Raw genomic sequence first — 26,774 nt, forward strand, 5'->3', positions numbered from 1 at the left:
AGGTGTTTTCCCATGCCTGAATCCTCCCGCTGCCCCGTTGTCCTGATCGCCGCCCCGGCCTCCGGCCAGGGCAAAACCACCGTGGCCTGTGCCCTGGCGCGTCTGCACACGCGCCAGGGTCGGCGGGTGCGGGTGTTCAAGTGTGGTCCGGATTTTCTGGACCCCTACTGGCTCAGCCTGGCCAGCGACGCGCCGGTCTACCAGCTGGACTTGTGGATGACTGGCGAGGCCGACTGCGCGCAGCGTTTGCACGATGCTGCGCAGGAGGCCGACCTGGTCATTGTTGAAGGCGTCATGGGCCTGTTTGACGGCCAGCCCAGCGCGGCCGACCTGGCGCAGCGTTTTGGCCTGCCGGTGCTGGCGGTGATAGACGCCGGCGCCATGGCCGGCACGTTTGGCGCACTGGCCTGGGGCTTGCAGCATTACCGCGAAGGCCTGCGTTTTGCCGGTGTGCTGGCAAACCGGGTGGCCTCCGATGGCCATGCTGCCATGCTGGAAGAAGGCTTGCGCGACCCGGCGCAGTGGCTGGGCGCCTTGATGCGCAGCACGGCTTTCAGCCTGCCGGAGCGCCACCTGGGCCTGGTGATGTCCGATGAAATCGACGACGCCATGGGGCGGCTGGATGCCGCCGCCGATGCGCTGGCCGACACCCAACTGGGACAAATGGGGCTGGCCGAACTGCAGGCCTGGGCGGTCACTTTTGAGTCGCCGTCTGACGCGGCGGGGGCGATCGCGCCTTTGCTGCAAGGCCAGACCATTGCGGTGGCGCGCGACGCCGCCTTTTGTTTTTTATACGCCGCCAATCTGGATTGTTTGCGCGCCTTGGGCGCGGAACTGGTGTTTTTCTCGCCGCTGGCGGACGCCGCCGTACCTACCTGCGACGCGCTCTGGTTGCCAGGCGGTTATCCGGAATTACACGCTGAAACCCTGGCGGCCAACAACGCCATGAGCACCAGTGTTCGCGCCCATGTGTCGGTCGGCAAACCGGTCTGGGCCGAGTGTGGCGGCATGATGGCGCTGTTTGAGCAACTCACCACCGTCGATGGTGTTAGCCACCCGATGTGGGGTGTCTTGCCCGGCAGCGTGACTTTGCAAAAACGCCTGGCAGCGCTGGGGCCGCAGCAACTGGAGGTGGACGGCGGTACCTTGCGCGGCCATGCTTTTCATTACTCCACCTGTCTCACGCCGCTGCCGGCGGCAGCACGCACCCAGGCGGCGCCCGGTCGAAAATTGCGCGGCGAGGGCGAGGCCTTGTATGTGGCGGGGCCAAGCGGCGCGGTTCAGGCCAGTTATTTCCACGCCTGGTTTGCGTCGAATCCCGCGGCCACCGCGCAGCTTTTCCTGAAGGATGGCCATGACTGAATCCCTCAAAGACTGGCGTAGCCTGGCGGCCGCCAAAGACACTTCGGCCTATGGTCCGCAACGCATCGTCTGCCTGACCGAAGAACCGACCGAGTGGCTGTATTTGCTGGGCGAGGAGCGGCGGATTGTGGGGATCTCGGGTTACACCGTGCGACCACCACGTGCGCGTGAGGAAAAACCCAAGGTCAGTGCTTTCCTGAGCGCCAAGATCGACAAGATTGTGGAACTGCGGCCCGACTGCGTGATCGGTTTTTCCGACCTGCAGGCCGACATCGCCTCGCAACTGGTCAAAAAAGGCATACAGGTCACCATCTTCAACCAGCGCAGTGTGGCCGAAATATTTTCGATGCTGTATCAGCTCGCCGCCATGGTCGGCCAGGAAGCGCGTGGCCTGGCGCTGATGCAGGGCATGCAGCAACGCCTGCTGGAGATCGAACAAGCGGCCGCCACACTGAAACGCCGGCCGCGCGTGTTTTTTGAAGAGTGGTATGACCCGCACATCAGCGCCATTGCCTGGGTGTCTGAAGTGATGGGGATTGCCGGCGGCGACGATTGTTTCCCCGAGTTGGCCAAAGAGGCCATGGGCAAGGACCGCATCATCGCCGACGGCGGCGAGATCGTCAGTCGCAACCCCGACATTATTTTCGGCTCCTGGTGCGGCCGTAAATTCAGGCCCGACCATGTGCGGGCCAGAGCCGGCTGGGACAAGGTCAACGCCGTTAAAAACGGCCAGCTGTTTGAGATCAAGTCCGCCGAGATTCTGCAACCCGGACCGGCGGCGCTAACTGATGGCGTAGAGCAGATTCACAGCATCATCATGGACTGGAATAAACACTATGGCTGAAGTTGCCCGCAGCGAACTGATCCTGGGTGGTCAGAGAAGCGGCAAGTCGCGCCGAGCCGAAACACTGGCGCAGGGCTGGTTGGCGCAGTCGCCGCAGCACCAGGCCGTGCTGATCGCCACGGCCCAGCCCTGGGACGAGGAGATGCGCGCGCGCATAACGCGTCACCAACAGGACCGCGCCGAAAGGGTGCCGGGCATGGTCACGGTCGAGGAACCGCTGCAGCTGGCACAAGCCATCCGGCAACACAGCCGCAGCGACACCTTGATCGTGGTCGATTGCCTGACCTTGTGGCTGACCAATTGGCTCATGCCTGCCGAAGATTCAGAGTCAAATCGGCCTCCAGCCCAATACCCACAAGCGCAAGCAGCTATGCTTTTGGAAGCAATTCAGGCCAGCCCCGGGCCGCTGGTGCTGGTCGGCAACGAAATCGGGCTGGGCGTGATTCCCATGGGCCGCGAGACCCGGGACTTTGTGGATGCGTTGGGCCGGCTGAACCAGACGGTGGCCCAGGCCTGTGAGCGGGTCACCTTCATGGCCGCCGGTTTGCCGCTGACCCTGAAAGGCCAGCCATGAAACGCAGCTCGGTCTTGTTCCTGTTTTTTTGTTTCGCGCTGTGGGGGCCGGCCCGCGCCCTGCAGGTGACGGACGATCGAGGCGTGAGCGTCACCTTGGCGCAAAGTCCGCAACGTATTGTCAGCCTGCTGCCGTCACTGACCGAAGCGGTTTGCGCGCTGGAGCAGTGCCAGCGCATCGTGGGTGTAGACCGTTATTCCAACTACCCGACCAGCGTGCGGCGTTTGCCGGTGATGGGCGGCGGGCTGGACCCGAACATCGAAGGCATCGTGGCGCTCAAGCCCGACGTGGTGCTGCTGGCGGTGTCCTCGCGTGCCAGCCAGCGCCTGGAGTCGCTGGGCATCAAGGTGGTGGCGCTGGAGCCCAAGAGCCACGCCGATGTCCGGCGCGTGCTCAAGAAGCTCGGCGTGCTGCTCGACGTGCCCGACGAGATCGGCGCCGAACGTCTGTGGCGCGTCATCGACACCAGTGTGTCGGCCGCGGCTCAGTCCTTGTCACCGAAAGCACGCAACGTGCGTGTGTATTTTGAAGTCAGCCGCGGGCCGTATGCCGCCAGCGAGTCCTCTTTCATCGGCGAAACCCTGGCGCGGCTGGGTGTGAAAAACGTGGTGCCGGCGTCACTGGGCCCGTTTCCCCGCCTCAACCCCGAATTTGTGGTGCGCGCCAACCCGGACGTGATCATGGTCGGCAACCGCAGCATGCAGGCCATGGTCGCCTACCCGGGCTGGTCCAGCATCAAGGCGGTGAAAGAGCAGCGTATTTGTGTCTTCGGCGTGGACGAGTCCGACGTGGTGGTGCGGCCCGGTCCGCGCATGGCCGAGGCGGCGCGCCTCATGGCCAAGTGCCTGGAAGACAAAGCACGATGAGCCTTCATCTAACGTATCAACACCGCAAGGCCTACCTGCTGGCCGCCGGTTTGCTGATTGCCAGCGTATTGCTGCTGCTGCTGGGGGTGAGTGTGGGCAGCACCGGTTTTGACAGTGTGCTGAACATGGGCAGCGATCCGCAGGCGCAACAAATCGTCTGGGAAATTCGCCTGCCGCGCACCGCCGGCGCCTGGCTGGCCGGGGCGCTGTTCGGCCTGGCGGGCGCAGTGGCGCAGGGCCTGTTTCGCAACCCCTTGGCCGATCCCTATTTATTGGGCAGCGCCTCGGGTGCCTTGCTGGGAGAGGCGTGTGCGATGGTGCTGCTGGGCGTCTCGCCTCTTGCCGCACATTGGCTGGTGCGGATCGGCTTGACGAGTGCTGCCTTTGTCGGCGCCGTGCTGGCCGTGTTGCTCACCCTGCTGCTGGCCAAGGGCGTGCAGCATACGCTGCGCCTGCTGCTGGCGGGTGTGATCGTGGGGGTGGTGCTCGGTGCCCTGAGCTCACTCATCTTGCTGTTCAACCCCAACCTGATGCAGGCCATGCAGTCTTTCATGTTGGGTAGCACTGCGTTTGTGGACTGGACCGCTTGCGCCGTGATGGCCTTGGTGCTGGCAGTCAGCCTGGTCGCCGCCTGGATGATGAGTCACGTGCTGGACGGCCTGGCACTCGGCGAAGCCACGGCGCAAAGCCTGGGCCTGCGCCTACCGCAAATGCGGGCCGCGCTGGTGGCGGTGCTGGCGCTGGCCACCGGCACGGCCGTGGCACAAACCGGGTTGATCGCTTTTGTGGGCCTGGCCGCGCCGCACCTGGTGCGTTCGGTGGTCAAGACCACGCACGGCCGGCTGATTGTGTTGTCCAGCCTGACGGGCGCGGTCTTGCTGGTGGCTGCAGATATTCTGGCGCGCTGGCTGATCTCGCCCCAGGAGTTGCCCGTGGGGGTGTTGACCGCGGTGTTGGGCGGCAGTTATCTGTTGTGGCTGATGCACCGGCATACCGGGCGGGGGGCCGGATTGTGATGTCGACTATGTCCCCACTTGCTACGCATTCGATAGCTATCGATGCCCATACGATAAGGGCCAGGCTCGGAAATGTTGATGTATTGCACGGCATTTCGCTGGCACTGCCGGTGGCGCGCTGGACCAGTATTGTTGGCCCCAACGGCGCGGGTAAATCGACCTTGCTCAAGGTGCTGGCCGGTTTGTTGCCACACAGCGGCGAGGTGGCCTTGCTCGGGCAGTCGCTCCACACCTTGCGTGCCCGCGACCGCGCACAGCAGTTGTCCTGGCTGGGCCAGAACGAAAGTTCGGCCGACGATCTGACCGCCTACGACGTGGCCATGTTGGGCCGCCTGCCGCACCAGCCCTGGCTGGCACCGCCCAGTGAATACGACCACGTTGCCGTCGAGCGGGCTTTGCGCGCGACCCAGGCCTGGGACTGGCGCGACCGTGCGCTGGGCCAGCTTTCGGGTGGCGAGCGCCAGCGCGTGTTGCTGGCGCGTGCGCTGGCGGTCGAGGCCCAGGTCTTGCTGATGGATGAACCGCTGGCCAACCTCGACCCGCCGCACCAGGCTGACTGGCTGCGCATGGCGCGTGAGCTGGTGTCTAGCGGCAAAACCGTGGTCAGCGTCTTGCACGAAATTTCATTTGCGCTGCAGGCCGACGAACTGGTGATCATGGCCGCAGGCCGCGTGACCCACCAGGGCGCTTGCAGCGACAGCAGCACCCACCGTGCGCTCGAAGAAGTGTTTGACCACCGCATTGTCGTGCACCCCTTGGCCGGCCAGTGGCTGGCTTTGCCAAAAATATAGAGATAGCTTTCCGAAAGACGCCCCATGCAGATCGAAACCCCACCGACCGTCAAACCTTACGACAAACCCGAAGGTGAACGCCGCGGCCTGGTCATCGTCAACACCGGCGACGGCAAGGGCAAAAGCACCGCCGCCTTCGGCCTGGCCTTGCGTGCCCAGGGCCGCCACCATGTGCACGGCAAGGCCGTGAAGATTTTCCAGTTCATGAAAGTGCCGACCGCGCGTTTTGGCGAACACCGCATGTTCGAGCAACTGGGCATCCCTATCGAAGGCCTGGGCGACGGTTTCAGCTGGAAAAGTCAGGACCTCGAACATTCGGCCCAGCTCGCGCGCAAGGGCTGGGAAAAGGCCAAAGCTGCCATCTTGAGCGGTGAAAACTTCATGGTGGTGCTGGACGAACTGACTTACCCGCTGATTTACGGCTGGATGCCGCTGGACGACGTGTTGCAGACGCTCAAAGACAGGCCGAAAGACGTGCATGTGGTGATCACCGGTCGGCGTTGCCCGCCCGAGATCATCGAGCTGGCCGACACGGTCACCGAGATGACCAAGGTCAAACATGCATTCAACGCTGGCATCCCCGCCCAGCGCGGCATCGAAGATTAGAAGATGCGAATAAATCTACTGCGCCCACCGATCTCGCACCTGCGGTCCTCGCCGTACGTGTGTACGGCTGCTGTCCTCGATGCGACCTCGGCGCGCTCGCTACGATTTCTTCACACCTTCTGAGCACGGTGGATATGAGCGATTCACCTTCTGATCACGCCTTTCCTGCGCCCGACATTGCCGCGGTGTACCGCGCGATTTTCGAGCGCCGCGACATGCGGCATTTTTCCGGCGGCGAGGTGGCGCCCGAGGTAATGCAGCGTTTGCTGCAGGCGGCGCACCACGCGCCCAGTGTCGGTTTTATGCAGCCCTGGCGTTTTGTGCGTATCGCGCAGCTGGCCTTGCGCCATCAACTGCATGCCCTGGTCGAGGCCGAACGGGTCTTGACGGCACGTGCGCTGGGTCAGCGCGAAGACGAATTCATGCGGCTCAAGGTTGAGGGTTTGCTCAGCGCGGCCGAAGTCTGGGTGGTGGCCCTGGCCGACGGGCGCGAGAAACATGTGTTTGGCCGCCGCACCATGCCGCAGATGGACCTGGCTTCCGCCGCCTGCGCGATCCAGAACCTCTGGCTGGCGGCCCGCGCCGAAGGTCTGGGCATGGGCTGGGTGTCGCTGTTTGAGCCGGCGGCCGTCGCGGCCTTGTTGCAGATGCCGGCCGGTGCCGAACCGATCGCCGTCTTGTGTCTCGGGCCGGTGAGCGGCTTTTACGAAGCGCCCATGTTGCAGCAGGAACGCTGGGCCCAGCGTTGTGCGCTGGACGATCTGATTTTTGAAAACTGCTGGGGCCAGTCCATGGCGCCGGCCTTACCCGGGAAAAGCTGAGCAGCCCGTTCGCATGGGTGCAGCCGTGCGGACCAGCCACCTTGGCGAATTTAAACAACTTGCCTTTCAAAAAAGGAATGGAATGAATCCGTCTGTCATCTGCATCGCCACCAGCGCGCTGATCCTGAGTCTGCACACTCTTGCACAAAGCGCCGAGCTGCCCACGGTGCATGTCCTGGAGACCGGCCAGGCGCCCAATAGCAGCCTGGGCCTGGATGTGCCGAGCAGCACCGGTTCGCGCCTGGGCTTGACGCCGCGCGACACGCCCGCCAGCATCACCAGCATCAGCAGCGCCGATCTGGAAGAGCGCAACATCACCCGTGTGCAGGATGCGGTCAAACGTATGCCGGGCTTCACCGACAGCGCCTCGGCTGGCAACGGTGGCACCGGCCTCACGGCGCGCGGTTTTTCCGGCCACAACTCGGTGGCGCAAATGATTGACGGCACACGCCTGGTGGTGGGCTCCGGCACCGTGACCTTTCCGTTTTCGACCTGGCCTTACGAGTCGATAGAAGCCTTGCGTGGCCCGGCCTCGGTGTTGTATGGCGACGGCAGCATAGGCGCAGCGGTCAACTACATCACCAAACAGCCGCTGCGTGACCGCCGCGAACACGAGGCATTTTTCACCCTGGGTTCGCACGGCACGGTGATGAGTGGCGTTGGCTCGCGCGGGCCTATCAACGACACGCTGGCTTATTCGGCTTATGTCAGCGGCGAAAAAAGCAATGGTTTTCGTGAGGACAACGCCTATTCGCGCCAGAACTATTCGCTGGCCTTGCTGATCCAGCCCAACAGTGCGCTGAAGATCACGCTGTCGGCCGACGGTGCGCGTAATAAGGACGCGACCTACCAGGGCACGCCGCTGATCAACGGCCAGCTCGATGATCGCCTGCGCCGCACCAGCTTCAATGTGCAGGACGCGCTGGTCAAGTACGACGACCAGTGGCTGCGTGCCAAGGTCGAGTTCCAGGCGAGCGACAGTATCAAGCTGCGCAACGAAACTTATGTGCTCACCAGCGAGCGGCATTGGCGCAACACGGAAAGTTATACCTATGTGCCGGCCACCGGCCGTGTCACACGCGGCGATTACCTGGAAATCCTGCATGACCTGAGGCAGACGGGCAACCGTTTTGACGCCACCTTCGACGGCACGCTGGCCGGCATGAAGAACCGTTTTGTCGCTGGTTTTGATGTGTCGCGGGTTGATTTTTTGAACACCAACAATTCGCCTTATGGCGGCAGCAGTTCGGTGAATCCGTTCAACTTTGTGCCCGGCAACTTCATCAGCCCGGTCCCCACCGTGCCGGGCCGCCAGAGCAATCTCGACAGCACGGCCTTTTTTGCCGAAAACGCACTGGACCTGACGCCGCAATGGAAGCTGGTGGCCGGCTTGCGCCAAGACCGCATGACCCTGGACTCAACCGACCTGCGCACTGGGGTGGCGGGTAGCAAGAGTTATTCGCCGCTGACCGGTCGCCTGGGGGCGGTCTGGCGTGCCAGCGCCGCGCTGTCGCTGTACGGCCAGTATGCGACCGGCACCGACCCGCTCAGCGGCGCGCTGAGCTTGCCGGCCAACCTGGCACACGACCTGACCAAGGGGAAACAGCTTGAGTTCGGCGCCAAGGGCGATTTGCCCTCGGTGCGTGGCGAATGGACGGCCTCGGTGTACCGCATCGAAAAGCGCAATCTGTTGTCGCGTGACGCCATCAACCCGCTGGTCACGCAGCAGATCGGCCAGCAGTCCTCGACCGGTGTCGAGCTGGCGCTGGCGATGGTGCCGGTGCGCGGCTGGAGTGTGGACGCCAACCTGGCCATGCTGCGCGCGCGTTACGACAATTTCAAGGAGGTGGTGGGTGCGGCGCTGGTGTCACGCGACGGCAACCAGGTCGCCAACGTGCCGGAGCGCACCGCCAATCTCTGGACCAGCTACCGCTTTGCGCCGCAGTGGCAGGCCGGGGTGGGCCTGCAATACGTCGGTGAACGCGCAGCCAACCCGGCCAACACACTGACCCTGCCGGCCTACACCACGGTGGACGCCTTGCTGCGTTACGAGGTTTCGCGCAATCTGAACCTGGCCTTGTCGGTCAGCAACCTCACCGACAAGGACTATGCGATTTCAGGCAGCGCGAATAGTACGGGCACGGCCAACACGCGCTGGCTGCTGGGTGCACCGCGCACCGTTTATCTCACCGCCCGCGTGAAGCTCTGAGCGGCCGACCATGTCGTTGCATCTCAAACGGGTATTTCATAAAAGCCTGATTTTTCTGCACAAGTGGCTGGGTGTCACGCTGGCGTTGTTGTTCCTGATGTGGTTTATCAGTGGCCTGGTGTTGTATTACGTGCCTTTTCCGAGCCTGAGCCAGGCCGAACGCCTGGCCGGCCAGGCGCCTTTGCAGTTGCCGGCGGCTTGTTGCCTGACGGCGCAGCAGGCCGCGGACCAAGCCGGGCTGACGGTCAGCGAGGCCAGGCTGGGCATGCACGGTGTTGTGCCGGTCTGGCGTGTGCTGGCCAAAGACGGGCAGAGCGGTGCGCCGCTGTGGCGTGCGATTGATGCACGCAGTGGGCAACTGCTGGCACCGCTGTCGGGCCAAGCCGCCGCTGCCGTGGCCGAAGCCTTCAGCGGCCGGCGTGCCGTACACAGCGAGTTGCTGGAGCGTGACCAGTGGAGCGTGACGCAAGGCCTGAATCCTTACCGCCCTTTGTTGCGGGTCGCGATGGACGGGCCGGACGGTCTGGAGTTGTATGTCTCGCCGGCAGCGGCCGAGGTGGTGCGCGACACGCGGCGTGCCGAGCGTTTCTGGAACTGGCTGGGTGCCGTGCCGCACTGGCTTTATTTCACCGAGCTGCGCCAATACCCCAAGGCCTGGCACAACGTGGTGGTCTGGCTGGCGATTCCGGGTGTGGTCCTGGCCGTGACCGGTTTGGTGCTGGGTGTGTGGCATCTGTTTCTCAACCGCGTGCGCTGGATTCCCTATCGCCAATTCTGGATGCGCTGGCACCACATCGGCGGTCTGGTCGCGGCGATTTTCACGCTGACCTGGATGTTTTCCGGTCTGCTGTCGATGAACCCGTTTGGCATTTTTTCACCGCGTGCGGCGCCGGCCGCAGAACGCAGTGCCTGGACCGGTCCCAAGGCGCTTGTCACCTTGAACCCGGCGCAGGCCCTGGCGGCGGCGCCCGGTGTGCAGGCGCGGGAGATGGACGTGGTGCAGGTGGCAGGGCAGGCCTGGTACCGGCTGCGCGGCGTGGCTGAACAAGTGCTGGTCCGGGCCGATGGTGCGGGCGCGCCCGTTCCGCAGCCCGCGTTGCCGGACGAAACGCTGCAGGCAGCGCTGCGCGCCATGCGGCCCGGCGCCGTGACGATCACGCGGCTCACGGCCTACGACGACCTGTATTACGCCCGCGAGCGCAATGACAACACGCCTTATGCGCGGCCCTTGCCGGTCTGGCGTGCGCAATGGGCCGATGGCGTGCGGGTGTATGCCGACCCGGCGTCCAGCCGGCTGCTGCTGCGCGCCGATGCCTCCAACCGCTGGCAACGTGTGCTTTACAACGGCCTGCACAGTTTTGACTTCGCGCCGCTGATGGCGTGGCCCTGGCTGCAGGGCAGCCTCATTGTGCTGTTGTCGCTGCTGGGCACGGCCTTGTGTGTCACCTCCTGTGTGATTGCCTGGCGTGTGTTGGTGCCGCGCAAACGCCAACGTGGGCATGCACGCCCAGCGCGTCCGGCTTGATTACTCCCTATTTTTTTGACTTGAAGAAAGACTGTCCTCATGTTTGCGTTTGAAACCATTCTGTTTGAACTGGCCCGGCTGTTTTTGTGGCCAGTGACTCTGGGCGTGTTGTTGTCCTTTGTTTATGCGCTGTACACCTTGGGCGCTTTTGGCATCGAGTACGTGCAGCGCAGGCGTGACCCCAAACGCGCGTTGGTGCTGCATTCGCACGGCAACGACCAGGATCAGATGGAACTGGCCTTGCTGAAAGACCTGGAAGGGGTGCGCCTGTGCAGCCGTGTCGCGCCCATGCTGGGCCTGATCGCCACCATGATTCCCATGGGCCCGGCGCTGGTGGCCGTGGCCTCGGGCGAGTCGCAAGGCGTGGCGGCCAGCCTGGCGCCGGCTTTTGCCAGCGTGATCGTGGCCCTGGCCTCGGCCTCCATCACTTTTGTGGTCTACACCGTGCGCCGCCGCTGGTTGATGCGTGAACTGGTGATGGTGCTGGATGCGCAAGCCGTGCAGGAGAAAGTATGAGCGCCGCGCAGAACCGCTTCAAGCAAGCGGGCGCCCCCTCGGGGGGCAGCGCCGTACACGCAGTGACCAGCGTGGGGGCCACCCTATGAGCAAGCGGCAGTTCTCCATTCTCAACAGCCTGGACGCTGACGATGACGACCCGGTGTTGTCCACCATCAACCTGATCGACGTGTTCATGGTGGTCATCGGCATGTTGATGATTGCGGTCATCAACAACCCCATGAACCCGTTTGCGCAGGACAAGCTGACCATCATCCGCAACGAAGGCCAGCCCAACATGGAAATCATCACCAAGGAAGGCCAGAAGGTCACACGTTTCAAGGCCAGCGGCGCCTCGGGCGAGGGCGACGGCGAAAAAGCCGGCACCGCCTACCGCATGAAAGACGGCACCATGGTTTATGTGCCGGCCGCGACGGCGCCCGCTAACGTCGGAGCCAAACCATGAGCTGGCTGCTGCGCGTTTTCTTGTGGCTAGCGGCCAGCATGGGGCTGGCGGCCGCGCAGCCGGCTCAGTCACCCATCGTGTTGCTGAGTACCTATGTGGTGACACCACCGCGCCTGGCGCAGTTGGTGGCCGTGGCGCAGCAGGCCGGCGTGCCCTTGACCGTCGTGTCGGCTGAGCAGGACACGCCACAAGGTCTGGAGCAGGCTTTGCGCGGCGCGCGCCTGCTGGTGATTGATGCGCCGCACAGCAGCGTGGCCAACAACACGGCTGCCAAGTTTGGCGAGCTGCTGGGCAAAATCAGCACACCTTATGTGCTGGTCGGCGAGTTCAGCACGGTTGCCATAAACCAGTCGTCTGCCGCCGCACCGTTGGCGGCCGAGCGCGGTGTCAGCGCCGCCTGGGCACAGCGCCTGCGCGAGTACTGGCGTTTTGGTGGTGTGGCCAACATCGGTCTGGCGATGGCCGCCTTGAAGCCCGGGGCGAGTTTCGCCGATAGCGCCGCCTTGCCGCCTGCCGTGCAGCTGCCGCTGGCCGGTTTTTACCACCCGCGCTGGCCACAAGTCGAAAACCAGGCCGCTGCTCTGGATAAACTCCCGGTTTATGCATCAAATGTGCCTCCAGCCCAGGAAGGTCGGGCGCAAGCAGCTCCTAAAACAATAGCGATTGCGGTCAACAACGCGGTCTTCACCGGTTCCGACACGGCCTGGCTGGACACGCTGATTGCCGCGCTGGAGCAGCGTGGCCTGCGTGCTTATGCGTTTTATGGCCCGCGCCAGCAAAAAGACCTGTTCTTCCAGGCGACGCATATCGCGGGGCCTTCCGGCCAGCGGCGTGTGGCTGACCTGATCATCAACGCCGCCCTGGTCTTCAACCCGACCGAACGCAAGGCCGAACTCGAACGTATCGGCGTGCCAGTGCTGCAAACCATGCCGGCGCTGGCCATGAACCCGGCCGAGTGGGCGCAAAGCAAGGACGGTCTCGCGCTCGGCGACGTGTCGTATTACTACACACCCAGCGAACTTTCCGGCATGGTCGATGCGATGTTGATCACCGCGCGTGACAGCACCAGCGGCTCGCTGCTGCCGATCGCCGGCCAGATCAATGCGGTGGCCGACAAGGCCGCCGCCATGACCCGGCTGCAACAAACACCGCCGGCACAGCGTCGCGTGGCGATGATGGTTTACAACTACCCGCTGGGCGAGGGCAATGTGGGCGCGTCTTTTCTCAACGTGCCCAAAAGCCTGCACAACATGCTGGCCGCGATGAAAACCGCCGGTTACCAGACCGAGGCACCGACGGCCGAGCAGATCACGCCGCAGGTGTTGGCCACCATGGCCGCGTTTTACAAACCCGAAGTGGTGCAAGGCCTGCAAGCTCAGGGACTGGCTGATGTCTTGCCGCTGCCCCGTTACCTGGACTGGTTTCGCAGCCTGCCGCCGGCGACACAAAAACGCATTGAAGACTACTGGGGCCCGGCCGACAAGGCCGCCATGGTGCGTCCTTCCGGCGTGGCCGGCCAGACCGGGCAGTTGGAGCCGGCCTTTGTGATTCCGCGCCTGCAACTGGGCCATGTGGTGATCCTGCCGCAGCCGCTGCGCCATGAAATCACGGCAGCCAACTCGGCCGAGATGCGCAAGAAACGTATAGGCCACCGCTCGCAAGTGCCGCTCAGCCACAACTACCTGGCGACCTACCTGTGGCTGCGCACGCAACTCGGCGCCCATGCGCTGGTGCATGTGGGCACACACGGCACGGTCGAATGGGCGCCCGGCAAGGAGCGTGGCCTCTCGGCGCAAGACGATCCGCTGCTGGCGCTGGGCGATGTGCCCAATGTCTACCCCTACATCATGGACAACCTCGGCGAAGCGCTGACCGCCAAGCGGCGCGGCCGTGCCGTGCTGGTCAGCCATTCGACACCCATGTTTTCGCCGGCCGGTTTTCGGCCGCAGGTGCACGAGATGCACGACCTGATGCACGACTGGGAAACCGTCGCACCCGGCCCGGTCAAGGCCGAGCTGGAGGCGCGCTTGCTGGCGCATTTTGTCGAGCAGCAATTCCACCGAGATCTGAAGTGGAGCCAGGAAAAAATTCGCGCCGACTTTAGTGGTTTCATGGAAGTTCTGCACCCGTTTCTGGATGACCTGGCGCAGACCGCCCAGCCGCTGGGCCTGGCGGCGTTTGGCGAGGTGCCCGATGCCAACCGCCGTCTGTTGACCGTGCTGCAGACCTTGCGCAAGCCGTTGATCGACGCCATGGGTGAAGACATCGACGAGGTGTTTTTGCTCGACGGCGCGCGCCTGATGCAGTCGCGCCCGGCGCGCTGGTTGCAGGTCGCGCTGAAAGACCCGCAGGCCGCAAGCCGTCTGGACTTGCGCGCGGAGGACACAAAAATGCCGAAGACCTCGGTGCCCAACCGCGCCGAAGCCAAGCTGCTGGATCCACAGGTATTGCTGGCCCTGGCGCAACGCGCGGTTCAATTGGAGGCCGCGCTAGCCAACAACGAGGAGATCAGCGGTTTCCTGAAAGCGCTGGACGGCCAGCATCTGGCGACCAGTTATGGCGGCGACCCGGTGCGCAACCCAGAAAGCCTGCCGACCGGGCGCAATCTCTACGGCTTTGACCCCAGCCGTGTGCCCACGCGCCAGGCCTGGGACACCGGCGTGGCGGCTTTTGACGCCTGGATGCTCCAGCACCGCAACGACAACAAGGGCCAGTGGCCGGAAAAAATTGCCTTCACCCTGTGGGCCGGCGAGACCATGCGGCACCAGGGCGTGATGGAAAGCCAGGCCTTGCATGCCCTGGGCCTGCGCCCGCGCTGGGACGAGGCCGGCCGTGTCGTGGGCCTGGACACCGTGCCTGCGGACACCTTGAAGCGCCCGCGGCTCGACGTTTTGCTCAGCGTGACGGGTTCTTACCGCGACCAGTTCCCCACCGTGATGCGCTGGCTGGACGAAGGGGTGCAGCAGGTGGCGGCCTTGCGCGAGAAAGACAACTTTGTGGCGCGCAACGCGCAGGCCATCGCCAAAACCATGGTGGCTGGTGGTGCCAGCGCCGCGCAGGCGCAGCGCTGGTCCACCGCACGGGTGTTTTCCAACGAGCAGGGCACCTACGGCACCGGTCTGTCCGACGCGGCCCAAAACACCGACCTCTGGAAGACCGCCGGCAAGGGCGGCGGCGACGCCGAGATGAGCAGCTTGTACATGGCACGTATGGGCCATGCCTATGGCGACAAACTCGGCGAGTTGCCCGCCCATGCTGGCCAGGCGCAGGTGCTGGAGAAAATGCGCAGCGGCGCCTACGCCAGCAACCTGGCGCAGGTCGATGCCGCCTTGCTTTCGCGCACTTCCAACACCTACGGTATGCTGAGCAGCGACGACCCTTTCCAGTACCTGGGCGGCATCGCACAAGCCGTGCGCCAGCTCACCGGCAAGGACCCGGCGCTGTATGTGCAAAACCTGCGCGACAACAGCGAAGTCAAAACCGACAGCGCGGCCAGCGCACTGACCAAGGAAATGCACACCCGTTACCTGCACCCGCAATGGATTAACGCGCAAAAGGCCGAAGGTTACAGCGGCACTTTGCAAGTCCTCAAGACCGCACAGTTTTTGTGGGGCTGGCAGGTGACCGCGCCACAAACCGTGCGGCAAGACCACTGGCAGTCCTTGCACAACGTGTATGTGCGTGACCAGTACAAGCTGGGCACACGCGAGTGGCTGGAGGGCGACAACCGTGCCGCTTTTGCGCAGACGCTGGAACGTATGCTGGATGCGGTGCGTCTGAACTACTGGCAGCCCGACGACGCGACCAAAAAGGAACTGGTCCAGGCCTACCAGGAGGCGCTCAAAGCCACCGGCTTGCGCGAGAGCAATCCAGCGGTGCAGCGTTTTGCGGCAGCACAGGCGCAGGCGGCCAAGCCGGCCGCACCCAGCCAGGCCAGTCCGGCTCAGGCCGCGCCACAGCCCGCCCAGCCGGCCCAGCCGGTTGACACCAGCGCAGATGACGCCGCTCCCGCGCCGGTGCGCGGCCTGACGCTGAAGCCGCAAACCGACGAGCCCGTCACGCCGCCCGCGATGCAGGTGGCGAACAGCCTGGCGGCCTTGTTGGGTGCCGCGCTCTTGATCGCGCTGGGTGCATGGCGCCAGTCGCGCCGCGCACGTCCCCGTGTGGCGCAGGCCCACTGATGTTGCTCGCCTTGTTGTCTTTGCAAGACCCGCTGGCCTGGGTGGCCGTGGCTGCCGGCTTGCTGGCAGCCTTGTGGCTGGCCCTGGCCATTGATTGGCGCTGGGGCGAACCCGTGGCCGCCTGGCATCCGGTGGTCTGGATGGGGCGTTACCTGGGGCTGTGTGGCCAGCGCCTCAAGGCCTGGCCCCCGGCCGCGGCTTTTGTGGGTGGCGCGCTGGCCTGGTGTGCCGGTGCGGCTGTGGTCGGTGGGTTGGCGGTCGGCTTGCAGTGGCTGGTGGTGGACCAGTGGTTGCGCCTGGACCTGACGACATGGGCATGGTCATGGGCCTGGCTCGCGTGGGCGGGCTTGGCGCTGTTGCTGGCTATCGTCCTCAAACCCATGTTGGCCTGGCGCATGTTGCGCAGCGAAGTGTTGGCCGTGGAAGCGGCCTTGCAGACCTCGCTGCCGGACGGGCGCAAACGCCTGTCCTGGCTGGTCAGCCGCGCCACCGCGAATCTGAGTGACAGCGAGGTGCGTGAAAGCGCCATCGAGTCGCTGGCCGAAAACCTGAATGATTCGGTGGTGGCGCCCATTTTCTGGTTTGTGTTGCTGGGTTTGCCGGGTGCGGCGGTTTACCGCTTTGCCAACACCGCCGATGCGATGTGGGGTTACCGCGGCGAGTGGGAGTGGGCCGGCAAGTGGGCGGCGCGCGCCGACGACGTCTTGTCCTGGTTGCCCGCCCGTTTGACGGCCGGGCTGATCTGGCTGGTGGCCGGTGATTTTCGTCTGGCCGGTTTGCGTCGGGAGGCAGGACTCACCCCGTCGCCCAACAGCGGCTGGCCGATGGCCGCCATGGCGCTGGCGCTGGGCGTGGCCCTGCGCAAGCCGGGGGTCTATGTGTTGAACCAGGCGGGCCGGGCGCCCCAGGCCGTGGACACGGTGCAGGCCATTGTTATTGCATCAAAAGTGGTCCTGGCCCTTGCTGTGTTTGCGCTGCCAGCTACGGTATTGATAGCATTTGGAATGGGTTGATGGTGACTGACAGTACTTTTTCAACACGCAGCCACGGCGGACAGGACAGCCTGGGCGTGCCGCTGCATGACTTTTCCACCAACAGCCATGCCTGCGGGCCCTGCCCGCCAGCGCTGGCGGCGGTGCAGCAGGCCGATGCCTCGGTTTACCCCGACGCGGCTTACAGCGCCCTGCGCGCCCAGCTGGCGGCTTTTCATGGCGTGGCGGTGCAGCGTGTGTTGCTGGCGGGCAGTGCCAGCGAGTTTATTTTCCGCATCACGGCCCTCGCCGCGCAGCGCGGCGCGGCGGCGGTCTGGCTGCCGCCGCACAGCTACGGCGATTACGCGCAGTCAGCTCAGGCCTGGGGCCTGACTGCGGTGCCGCAGCCGGCGCAAGCGCAGTTGCGCTGGGCCTGTGATCCGTCCAGCCCGCTGGGTGCGGCGCATGCCGGTTTGGCAGAGCAGGTGGACACCGCGGCGCTGTGTGTGCTGGACCGCGCCTACGAACCCTTGCGGCTCAGCGGTAGGCTGGCCCTGAGTGATGAAAGCTTGCAGCAGTGCTGGCAACTCTGGACGCCCAACAAGGCGCTGGGGCTGACCGGCGTGCGGGCGGCTTACGTGATTGCGCCGCTGGGTGCGGACGAGGCCGTCATACAACTGGAGCGCCTGGCGCCTTCCTGGCCGGTAGGCGCGCACGGTGTGGCCATGTTGCAGGCCTGGACCACACCCGCGGTGCAAACCTGGCTGGCCGACAGCCTGGGTAGCTTGCGTGACTGGAAAACACGGCAAATCGCGCTGTGTGAATCCCTGGGCTGGACTTGTTTGCCCAGCGAGGCCAACTTCTTCTGTGCCCGGCCGGCCTTGTCACCCGCCATGAATTTGCAGCAGGTATTGAGCGAATTGCGCGCGCAAGGCATCAAGCTGCGCGACACCACTTCCTTCGGTTTGCCCGGCCATGTACGTATCAGCGTGTTGGCGCCGGCCGCGCAGGACACATTGCACAATACCTGGCAACACATCATCAAGAAAGCAGCATGAGCGCAAAAAGTGTCATGGTTTTGGGCACCACCAGCGGCGCCGGCAAAAGCTGGCTGACCACCGCCCTGTGCCGGTATTACGCACGCCAAGGCCTGAAGGTCGCGCCTTTCAAGGCGCAGAACATGAGCAACAACGCAAGAGTTGTGGCTGGCGGAGAAATCGGAAGCGCCCAATACTTCCAGTCGCTGGCCGCGAATGCCGTGCCCGAGGTGCGCATGAACCCGCTGCTGCTCAAACCCGAAAAAGACACGCAAAGCCAGGTCGTGTTGATGGGCCAGGTGAATGCCGAACTCTCACGCATGGAATGGCGCGGCCGCAGCGCCTCGGTCTGGCCCGTGGTGGCGCAGGCGCTGGACGAGTTGCTGGCTGAAAACGAGGTGGTGGTGATCGAAGGCGCAGGTTCGCCGGCCGAGATCAACCTCAAAAGCAGCGACATCGTCAACATGCGTGTGGCGCAACACGCCAAGGCGGCTTGTTTGCTGGTCACCGACATCGATCGCGGCGGCGCGTTTGCGCATTTGTACGGCACCTGGATGATGCTCGACGAAGCAGAGCGAGCCCTGATCAAGGGGTTTGTGCTCAACAAGTTTCGCGGGGATGCCAGCTTGCTGGCGCCCGGCCCGCAAATGTTGCAGGACCTGACCGGTGTGCCCACTGTTGCAACGCTACCGATGTGGTGGCAACACGGCCTGCCCGAAGAAGACGGCGTGTTTGACGACCGCAGCGTGGCTGCCGGCGTTGTGACCAGAACCGTGGCGGTGATTGCCTACCCGCGTATCAGCAACCTCGACGAATTCCAGCCGCTGAAAAACGTGCCGGGTATTCACCTGAAGTGGGTGCGCAGCCCGGCCGAACTGGCTGGCTTGAGCCCCACCGACTGGGTCATCCTGCCCGGCTCCAAACACACCAGCGGCGACCTGGACTGGTTGCGTGCGCAGGGGCTGGACCGCGCCGTGGCCGCGCACGCCGGACGGGGCGGCGCTGTGCTGGGTATCTGCGGTGGGCTGCAAATGCTGGGCGAAGCGTTGATCGATCCACACGGCATTGACGGCAACGGGCCCGGCCTGGGCCTGCTGCCGGTGGTCACGCTGTTTGAAGCCGACAAGACCGTGCAGCGCCGGCAGGCGAGTTTTTCTGCGGTGAGTGGTGCTTGGGCGGCCTTGTCGGGGGTGGTGGTGCAAGGGTACGAAATCCACCACGGCCAGACCGCGCCGCACAGCGCCATGGCCGCAGCCGGCGACATCGCGCACCCGGTCATGCCCGGGGGCCTGGCCTGGCAAAACGGCAGCGGCAATGTGTTGGGTGTCTACCTGCACGGCCTGTTTGAAGACCCTGCCGTGTTGCAGGCCTTGTTCGGCGCCAGCACCCCCACGCTGGAGTCGGTGTTTGAGGGGCTGGCCGATTACATCGGCCAGCACTTTGAGCCAGGCGTGCTAGATGGGCTGATCAGTTAGTTCTCGCTACAATACTGGTTATCCATACAGTCATTGATAACCCCCCAGCCAGCCCTCCCTGATGAACACCGCCCGCGTCCCGGAGCAGCCCTACGTCGTGGCCGTGCGTGCCCTGTGCGAGTTCACGGCCAAACGCGGTGACCTGGATTTACGTTTCACACCTTCGCCGTCCGCGCTGGAAGGCATGGCGGGCCACCGCATGGTGGCGATGCGGCGACCCGCGCATTACCAGACCGAAGTCAGCCTGAGCGGCGACTACAAGGACTTGCGGGTGTGTGGCCGGGCCGATGGTTACGACCCAGAGCTGGGGCAGCTCGAAGAAATCAAGACCTTTCGCGGCGATCTCAACACCATGCGCGAGAACCACCGTCAGCTGCATTGGGCGCAGCTCAAGGTCTACGGCCACCTGCTCTGCCGTCAGGAAAACCTGGCAGAACTCAAACTGGCGCTGGTGTATTTCAACGTCGCCACGCAGGATGAAACCCTGTTGGTCGAATCGTTCAGCGCCGAAGACTTGCGCGTCTATTTTGAAGCGCAGTGTGAAGATTTTCTAGGTTGGGCACGGCAGGAACTGGCACACCGGGCGGCGCGCAACGCCGCGTTGGTCTCGCTGCCGTTTCCACATGCGGCTTTTCGACCGGGTCAGCGTGAACTCGCCGAGGCCGTCTACAAATCAGCCAGCAGCGGCCGCTGTCTGATGGCGCAAGCGCCCACCGGCATCGGCAAAACCATTGGCACCTTGTTCCCCTTGCTGAAAGCCTGCCCGACGCAAGGACTCGACAAGGTGTTTTTCCTGGCGGCCAAAACCCCGGGCCGGCAACTGGCGCTGGATGCGCTGGCGCGTATCCAAGCCGCCGCGCCGGCCTTGCCCTTGCGTGTGCTGGAACTGGTGGCCAAGGACAAGTCTTGCGAACACCCGGACAAGGCGTGTCACGGTGACGCCTGCCCGCTGGCCCAGGGCTTTTACGACCGCCTGCCGGCGGCGCGCCAGGCGGCGGTTGATGTGGCGGCCTCAAGCTCGGGACCGCTGGACAAACAGGCGCTGCGCGAGGTGGCGCTGGACCACCAGGTCTGCCCCTATTACCTGGGCCAGGACTTGCTGCACTGGAGCGATGTGGTGGTGGGCGACTACAACTACTACTTCGACGTGAACGCCATGTTGTACGCGCAGGCGCAGGCCAACCAGTGGCAAGTCAGTGTGCTGGTCGATGAAGCCCACAACCTGGTTGAACGTGCACGCAAGATGTATTCGGCCGAGCTGGACCCGGCCCATCTGGCGCTGGCGCGGCAGGCGGCGCCCACGGTGATCAAAAAGGTGCTGGACCGGCTGGCGCGCAGCTGGCGCGAGTTGCACCAGGACCAGACAGAGGACTACCAGGTCTATGAGGACGTGCCCCAGGACTTTCGCGGCGCGCTGCAACAAACCGCCAGCGCCATCCTGGACCACCTGGCCGAGCATCCGGCGGGCATCGATGCCAGGCTGCAAAACTTCTTCTTCGAGGTGCTGCATTTCTCGCGCATGGCCGAGTTGCTGGGCGACCATTCGCTGTTCGACATCACCCAAGGCGAGGGCGGGGCGTTGCTGTGCCTGCGCAACGTGGTGCCCGCCCCTTTTCTGGCGCCGCGTTTTGCCGCCGCACGGTCGGCAGCCCTGTTCTCGGCAACCCTGGGTCCGGCGCATTATTACAGCGACTTGCTGGGCCTGCCCGACGATGTGGCCTGGGTCGATGTGGTTTCGCCCTTCAAGGCCGAACAGTTGTCGGTGCAGGTGGTGCGCGATGTGTCCACACGTTTTAAGCACCGCGACAACTCGCTTTCGCCCCTGGTGGAACTGATGGCCAGGCAATACGCGGCGGCACCTGGCAACTACCTGAGTTTTGTCAGCAGCTTTGATTACCTGCAGCAACTGGCTGCATTGTTCAAGGCGCGTTACCCGGCCATTCCGGTCTGGGAGCAGTCGCGCGGCATGGAAGAGGGCGCGAAAAAAGCCTTTCTCGAACGTTTCAGTCCCGAGAGCCAGGGCATTGGTTTTGCCGTGTTGGGCGGCGCGTTTGCCGAGGGCATAGACCTGCCGGGCAAACGCCTGATAGGCGCTTTTATCGCCACCCTGGGTTTGCCGCAGATCAACCCGGTCAACGAGCAGATCAGGCAACGCATGGAGACCAGTTTCGGCAAGGGGTATGACTACACCTACCTCTACCCCGGCTTGCAAAAAGTGGTGCAGGCGGCGGGCCGGGTGATACGCACCGAGTCCGACCAGGGCGTGGTCTACCTGGTGGACGACCGTTATGCGCAGGCGCAAGTGCGTGAGTTGTTTCCTGGCTGGTGGCAGGTCGGCTACCAGCAGGCGCGTGTACGGTGGCAGCGACCTGAGGCGCAGGACTTCAAGGGAAATCTTGATTTCCATATCGAATTGCGACACCCCCGAGCGCAGCACGAAGGGCTGAGGATGGAGTGAATTGGTTAGCCTTTTGGTTCCTACACCGACAGGTTTACCAATGAAGCACAACCACCTCAGCCCGAACGAACGCTATCAGATTCAAGCCTGGCTTGCCCAGGATCTGAGCAAGTGCCAGATCGCGCGGCGCCTGGGCCGCCATCGCAGCACCATCTACCGCGAGCTGGCGCGTTGCGAGGGGGCCTACGACGCCCAGCACGCCCAGCGTCACCGCGCCGACTGTGCCCTGCGCTGTGCCGCCAACGATTCACTGGTGTTGGTCGCAGGCCGCAACTTCATCAACAACGCTGGTGCTGCGCCGCTGAACCCTGGCGCGGGGCGCTTCCTGGTTTATTCAAGCGATCCGGCGGCGAACAGCCTCGGCGCTTTCACTCCAGCCAACACGCTGCTCGGTCACCGTTATGCCGCGAACCCGCCTTCGGATGGGTCCATGACGGGTTTGGCCGGCAACTACATGGTTTACAGCAAGGCGGCGGTTGTTTCTGTGGTGCCAACACCTCCGGCCAAACCCGGTGCCAACGGCTTGGGCAGTCCGGCGCTGAACAGCGCTTATGCCAGCGCCTTGACCGCTATCGCTGAGAGCGCGAATACCTTTAGCCGCCGGATGAATAGCGCTGTCCAGGATGACGCCGGCGCACTGGCGGCCGCCGCGGCCGAAGCCGAAAACAGCGATGCGCTGTGATCCGTGGGACAAACACAGTCGAGGGCTGGTTTGTCCTGGATTTTTAAGAAAAATAAGGCTCTAGCCCATAAGGGGTGTGCGCAGGCAGCTATTAAAAGAGTAGCGACTGTGGGCACCCCGCAGTCTGGGTTTATTGCGCCTGGAAACCGCTGGCCTTGATGATGCGTGCCCAGGTCTGGGCATACGCGTGTTCGCGGCTGGCCAGTTGTTGTGGCGACATATAACCCACGGTCAGGCCCATGGCCGTCAGTTTCTCGCGCACGTCGGGCATGGCCACCACCTTGCTCATGGCTTCGGCAAAACGGTCAATCGCGGCCTTGGGGGTGCCCGCGGGGGCGAAGATGCCGTAATAGGGCACGTCTTCAAAACCGGCCAGACCTAACTCGGCAAAGGTCGGCACATCGGGCAGCGCGGCCTGGCGCGTGCCGCCCAAGACGGCCACCACGCGGATTTTGCCGGCCTTGTGGTTTTCGATGAAATCGGGGATGGAGCCGACACCGGCGCCAATCTGGTTGCCCAGCATGTCGGCAATCATGGGTGCGCTGCCGCGGTAAGGCGCGGCCTGCAAGTCCAGCGCGTATTTCTGGCCGATCAGCTTGACCAGAAATTCCGGCACGGAAGCCGGGGCGGGCACACCCACATTGCCTTTGCCGGCTTGTGTGCTGCGCACCCAGCTCACGTACTCGTTCATGGACTTGGCGGGGGTGCCGCCGGCCACGGCGAAGGCGTTCACAAAGGTTGCGAAGCCGGCGACCGCCACAAAATCCTTGGCCGGGTCAAAGCCCGGGTTTTTGGTCACCAGCGGCAGGATGGAGACAGTGTGGTCGTGGGTCAGGAACAAGGTCATGCCGTCGGCCGGTGCGGCCTTCAGCGCTTGCGCCGCAATCTGCCCGCCCGCGCCGGCACGGTTTTCAACAATCACGGGGGTGCCCAGTTGGTCCTTGAGTTTCTCAGCCAGCGTGCGGGCAATCACGTCGGTGCCGCCACCGGCCGGAAAACCGACCAGCAAGCGGATGGTGCCGGTCTGTGCCTGGGCCACACCCGCCAGCAAAAAGGCGCTGAGGGCGAGGGCGTTGCGCAGCGTACGGAGGGCACGCGTGCTGGATGAGCTGACCATGAGGAACTCCATTTCGTGGGTGGAAAACAAGACCGGTATTTTGCAGCAATATGTATGTCGGCTGTGCAGCCGGCGTCGGCCAGGGTGGGACTACGTCGCCCCTTTTGATGTTGTCGTGATCTGTTCGCCCATCGTCTGGCACAGGAATTCCCTGAAACTGGCCGCAGCCGGTGACAGTTCATACCCCCGTTTGTAGAACAGCGAGAGATGGCGGTGCACGACTGGCGTCACGATAGGCCTTGCCACCAGGCCAAAAGGCTCAATCAGCGGCAGGGAACGGCCTGGCTGCGCCGTGATGCCGTGGCCCCATTGCACCATGCCGAGGGCGGTGGTGATGAATGAGACCTCGTGTGCCGGGTTTAACACCAGTTTTTCCGAATGTTTGAACAGGTCGCCCTGCAAGCGGGTGGTGAAATCGCGGGTGAGGCTGACGAAAGGCTGCTGCAGCACCTGGGCCCAGGTCACGCGCTTGAGTGCGGCCAGTGCATGGTCCGGCCGGCAGATCAGCCACATGCGATCGCGAAAAAGGCTCTCCTGCACCAGTTCTGGTGGCGCGGTGCGTTGTGGCGCGATGCCCAGGTCGGCCTCGCCGCTGACCACACGTGCCAGCGCTTGCTGGTTCAGCGAGTCCAGCACGTAGACCGCAATGGCCGGGTACTGTTGCCGATAACGCAGGATCAGCTCCGGCAACGTGGTGGACGCATACAGGGGCGTGCAGGCGATGCGCACCGTGCCGCGTTTTTTCTGCTCCAGGTCCTGCGTGGTTTCCAGCGCCAGCGCCAGATCATCCAGCACCTTGCGCGCCAGCGGGTAAAACTCGCTGCCCGCCAGCGACAGGACCGTGCTGCGTGTGGTGCGGTCGAACAGGCGGACGTTCATGCCACTTTCCAGCTCCTTGATCAGCAGGCTCAGCGCCGAGGGTGTCAAGTGCAGCCGGCGCGCCGCCGCCGCAAAGCCGCCAGCATCCGCGATCGCGAGAAACGCGCGCAACTGGCGCAGGGTGACATGGTTGGTATTCATTAATAAAACTCAATGCTTACTAAAAATTACTGGTTTGTCTAAACAGTGAGCGCACCTTACCATGCCGGCATAAAGGAGTTTCCCCACCATGCTGCGTTTTGATCCCAACCTGAGATGGCTGTTTACCGAAGTCCCCATGCTGGAACGTTATGAAGCCGCCGCCGCGGCCGGTTTCCAGGGGGTGGAAGTGGCTTTCCCCTATGACTACCCGGCAGCAGAAATCGCCGCGCGCCTGCAGGGCAACGGGCTGGAACTGGTCCAGATACTCTCGCCCTTCGACTGGGATGCCGGCGAGCGTGGTTTGGCCGCCTTGCCGGGGCGCGAAGAGGCGTTTCGGGCCAGCATACATACCGCGCTGGATTACGCCGTGCAGGTCGGCAAGCCGATGATTCACGTCATGCCCGGCAACATGACGCCGGAACTCGACCGCCGCCAGTGCATGGATTTGTTCCTGGCGAATATCGCCTGGGCCGCTGATCTGGCAAAACCAGCCGGCGTGACCCTGATTTTGGAGCCCTGCTGCCGCGCACGTTTCCCGCAGTTCCTCTACCACCGCATCGACGAGGGCGTGGAAGTGGTCAAGGCGCTGGGGCGCGACAACGTCAAGCTGTGCTTCGACACCTTCCACATCCAGATGGAAGAGGGCGCCATTGCTGACCGACTGCAGGCGGCTTGGCCGTACATCGGCCACATCCAGGTGGGCAACGTGCCGGGCCGCCACGAACCAGGCACCGGAGAAATCCATTTCCCCTACCTGCTGGACCTGATCGAAAAACTGGGCTGGGAGCGCTGGATAGGCTGCGAATACACCCCCTCGGGCCACACGCTGGACACCCTGGCTTGGGGCAAACCTTATGGCCTGCGTGATCCGCGCAAAGCGAGCACCGCCACCCACTGAAAGGACTTGCCATGTTGACTGCTGCCGACAATGAATTGCTGACGCGCACAGATGCGCAGACCCCGATGGGTCAATACTTCCGCCGTTTCTGGCAGCCGGTCGCGCTGTCGCGCGAACTGTCGGAAAACGACGGTGCGCCGCTGCGCGTGAACATCATGGGTGAAAACCTGGTGGCCTTTCGCAACAGCGAAGGTGTGGTCGGACTGACGGATTCGCGTTGTCCGCACCGCGGCGCGAACCTGTACTTTGGCCGCAACGAAAACTGCGCCATCCGTTGTGTGTTCCACGGCTGGAAGTTCGATCTGCAGGGCAAACCCATTGAACTGCCCAATGTGCCGCCCGGCTCGGCCTACCACCAGACCATTCGCCTGAAGGCCTACCCGACACGCGAGTACGGTGATGTCGTGTGGGCCTACATGGGACCCGACCCCTGGGACCGCGCCTTGCCGGAGGTGCCCGAGCTTGAGTTTGGTGCCTTGCCCGCCTCGCACCGTTATGTGACCAAGAAACTGCAGGAATGCAACTGGGCGCAATCGATTGAAGGTGCGCTGGACACCTCGCACTTCTCCTTTCTGCACATGCCCGCGACGGGTGTGCCGTCGAACGCGAATCCGGACGCCCCGGCTGATGAAAAACGCTTGCGCTGGATCCGTGACGACCCGTTGCCGAAGTTCTCCATCCTTGAGCACGACGTTGGTTTTGTGGTGGGCGGCGCGCGTCGGGCCGAAGGCGATACGCGTTACTGGCGCAGCGCCCAGTTCGCGCTGCCCGCGCACAGCACCACACCGTCCACGCTGCCGGGAGAAACGCATTTCGGCTACACCTGGGTGCCGATTGACGACGTCAATTGCTGGATCTATACCTATGCGTGGAACCCCGACCGGCCACTGACGGAAGAGGAAATCTTGAAATTCAAGGGCGGCCATGGTGTCATCGCCGAAGTGGATGACAAATTCATCCCCATCCGCAATCGCAGCAATGAATACCTGATTGACCGGCAGCAGCAAAAACACATCAGCTTTACCGGCGTGCGTGGTGTGGCCGAGCAGGACGCCATGATCCAGGACAGCCAGGGCCGCATTGCGGACCGCACGCAGGAGCACTTGTCGCCCTCGGACGCAGCGGTGGTCCGGTTTCGCCGTTCGGTACTGGCTGGTGCCAAGGCCCTGGCCGCCGGTACGGAGCCGCAAGCACCACTCAAACACGAGGCCTACCGCTTGCGTTCGGGCAGCTGGTTTGCCGCCGAAGGCGTGTCCTTTGAACAGGTCATGCTGGAACGATTTGGTGATCCAGTCGGGCGCATCACGGCCAACACGGCCGGCGTGGCGGCCACCTGATGACCACACCTTTCACACTTAGC

At 63.8% G+C, this 26,774-nt stretch carries 22 protein-coding genes; 20 read left to right on the top strand and 2 right to left on the bottom strand.

Features of this window, described 5'->3' with window-relative positions:
* Nucleotides 1-12: 12 nt before the first annotated feature.
* From R6254_RS19885 to R6254_RS19970, 18 genes are all read left to right on the top strand, one after another.
* Nucleotides 13-1,362, top strand: a complete 1,350-nt coding sequence (locus R6254_RS19885) for a cobyrinic acid a,c-diamide synthase CobB (protein WP_318409414.1) — start codon at nt 13-15, stop codon at nt 1,360-1,362.
* Complete coding sequence (locus R6254_RS19890; RefSeq protein WP_318409415.1) at nt 1,355-2,206, top strand: cobalamin-binding protein; 852 nt, start codon at nt 1,355-1,357, stop codon at nt 2,204-2,206. The genes R6254_RS19885 and R6254_RS19890 overlap by 8 nt, the downstream gene beginning before the upstream one ends.
* Nucleotides 2,199-2,780: a bifunctional adenosylcobinamide kinase/adenosylcobinamide-phosphate guanylyltransferase gene (gene cobU, locus R6254_RS19895; RefSeq protein ID WP_318409416.1), complete on the top strand. Its 582-nt coding sequence runs from the start codon at nt 2,199-2,201 to the stop codon at nt 2,778-2,780. The genes R6254_RS19890 and cobU overlap by 8 nt, the downstream gene beginning before the upstream one ends.
* Entirely contained in the window at nt 2,777-3,646 is an 870-nt protein-coding gene (locus R6254_RS19900) for an ABC transporter substrate-binding protein (protein WP_318409417.1), read from the top strand. Before cobU ends, R6254_RS19900 begins: the two co-directional genes overlap by 4 nt.
* Entirely contained in the window at nt 3,643-4,662 is a 1,020-nt protein-coding gene (locus R6254_RS19905; RefSeq protein WP_318409418.1) for a FecCD family ABC transporter permease, read from the top strand. Before R6254_RS19900 ends, R6254_RS19905 begins: the two co-directional genes overlap by 4 nt.
* Nucleotides 4,663-4,670: 8 nt before the next feature.
* A complete protein-coding gene (locus R6254_RS19910; protein ID WP_412103200.1) occupies nt 4,671-5,453 on the top strand; it encodes an ABC transporter ATP-binding protein in 783 nt (260 codons plus the stop codon).
* Nucleotides 5,454-5,477: 24 nt separating this feature from the next.
* The gene (gene cobO, locus R6254_RS19915) at nt 5,478-6,059 is read left to right on the top strand and encodes a cob(I)yrinic acid a,c-diamide adenosyltransferase (protein WP_318409420.1); all 582 of its coding nucleotides are present in this window, start codon (nt 5,478-5,480) and stop codon (nt 6,057-6,059) included.
* Nucleotides 6,060-6,193: 134 nt separating this feature from the next.
* Complete coding sequence (gene bluB / locus R6254_RS19920; RefSeq protein WP_318409421.1) at nt 6,194-6,880, top strand: 5,6-dimethylbenzimidazole synthase; 687 nt, start codon at nt 6,194-6,196, stop codon at nt 6,878-6,880.
* A gap of 82 nt (nt 6,881-6,962) precedes the next feature.
* Entirely contained in the window at nt 6,963-9,089 is a 2,127-nt protein-coding gene (locus R6254_RS19925) for a TonB-dependent receptor (protein WP_318409422.1), read from the top strand.
* 10 nt (nt 9,090-9,099) lie between these two features.
* Nucleotides 9,100-10,614: a PepSY domain-containing protein gene (locus R6254_RS19930; RefSeq protein WP_318409423.1), complete on the top strand. Its 1,515-nt coding sequence runs from the start codon at nt 9,100-9,102 to the stop codon at nt 10,612-10,614.
* Between the two features lie 39 nt (nt 10,615-10,653).
* Entirely contained in the window at nt 10,654-11,130 is a 477-nt protein-coding gene (locus tag R6254_RS19935) for a MotA/TolQ/ExbB proton channel family protein (protein ID WP_318409424.1), read from the top strand.
* Nucleotides 11,131-11,215: 85 nt separating this feature from the next.
* Nucleotides 11,216-11,575, top strand: a complete 360-nt coding sequence (locus R6254_RS19940) for a DUF2149 domain-containing protein (protein WP_318409425.1) — start codon at nt 11,216-11,218, stop codon at nt 11,573-11,575.
* Nucleotides 11,572-15,756, top strand: coding sequence for a cobaltochelatase subunit CobN (gene cobN, locus R6254_RS19945; protein ID WP_318409426.1), 4,185 nt, complete (start codon nt 11,572-11,574; stop codon nt 15,754-15,756). The genes R6254_RS19940 and cobN overlap by 4 nt, the downstream gene beginning before the upstream one ends.
* The gene (cbiB, locus tag R6254_RS19950; protein WP_318409427.1) at nt 15,756-16,769 is read left to right on the top strand and encodes an adenosylcobinamide-phosphate synthase CbiB; all 1,014 of its coding nucleotides are present in this window, start codon (nt 15,756-15,758) and stop codon (nt 16,767-16,769) included. The genes cobN and cbiB overlap by 1 nt, the downstream gene beginning before the upstream one ends.
* Nucleotides 16,769-17,785: an aminotransferase class I/II-fold pyridoxal phosphate-dependent enzyme gene (locus R6254_RS19955; protein WP_318409428.1), complete on the top strand. Its 1,017-nt coding sequence runs from the start codon at nt 16,769-16,771 to the stop codon at nt 17,783-17,785. Before cbiB ends, R6254_RS19955 begins: the two co-directional genes overlap by 1 nt.
* Complete coding sequence (locus R6254_RS19960) at nt 17,782-19,239, top strand: cobyric acid synthase (protein WP_318409429.1); 1,458 nt, start codon at nt 17,782-17,784, stop codon at nt 19,237-19,239. The genes R6254_RS19955 and R6254_RS19960 overlap by 4 nt, the downstream gene beginning before the upstream one ends.
* Nucleotides 19,240-19,300: 61 nt before the next feature.
* Nucleotides 19,301-21,697 carry an ATP-dependent DNA helicase gene (locus R6254_RS19965; protein ID WP_318409430.1) on the top strand — a complete coding sequence of 799 codons (2,397 nt, stop codon included), beginning with the start codon at nt 19,301-19,303 and terminating at the stop codon, nt 21,695-21,697.
* A gap of 40 nt (nt 21,698-21,737) precedes the next feature.
* Nucleotides 21,738-22,379: a helix-turn-helix domain-containing protein gene (locus tag R6254_RS19970; protein WP_318409431.1), complete on the top strand. Its 642-nt coding sequence runs from the start codon at nt 21,738-21,740 to the stop codon at nt 22,377-22,379.
* 130 nt (nt 22,380-22,509) lie between these two features.
* On the opposite strand, the gene R6254_RS19975 is transcribed toward R6254_RS19970, so the two are convergent.
* Together R6254_RS19975 and R6254_RS19980 are read right to left on the bottom strand one after the other, a co-directional pair.
* A complete protein-coding gene (locus R6254_RS19975; RefSeq protein WP_318409432.1) occupies nt 22,510-23,496 on the bottom strand; it encodes a Bug family tripartite tricarboxylate transporter substrate binding protein in 987 nt (328 codons plus the stop codon).
* A 90-nt stretch (nt 23,497-23,586) separates the two neighbouring features.
* Nucleotides 23,587-24,516 (bottom strand): LysR family transcriptional regulator, encoded by a 930-nt coding sequence (locus tag R6254_RS19980; protein ID WP_318409433.1) that lies wholly within the window; start codon nt 24,514-24,516, stop codon nt 23,587-23,589.
* 88 nt (nt 24,517-24,604) lie between these two features.
* Between R6254_RS19980 and R6254_RS19985 the strand changes: the two genes are divergently transcribed.
* The gene (locus R6254_RS19985) at nt 24,605-25,414 is read left to right on the top strand and encodes a hydroxypyruvate isomerase family protein (RefSeq protein ID WP_318409434.1); all 810 of its coding nucleotides are present in this window, start codon (nt 24,605-24,607) and stop codon (nt 25,412-25,414) included.
* A gap of 11 nt (nt 25,415-25,425) precedes the next feature.
* Nucleotides 25,426-26,751, top strand: coding sequence for a Rieske 2Fe-2S domain-containing protein (locus tag R6254_RS19990; protein ID WP_318409435.1), 1,326 nt, complete (start codon nt 25,426-25,428; stop codon nt 26,749-26,751).
* The last annotated feature ends 23 nt before the right edge of the window (nt 26,752-26,774 follow it).

The organism is Polaromonas potterensis, from assembly GCF_033446725.1.
GTDB lineage: Bacteria > Pseudomonadota > Gammaproteobacteria > Burkholderiales > Burkholderiaceae_C > Polaromonas.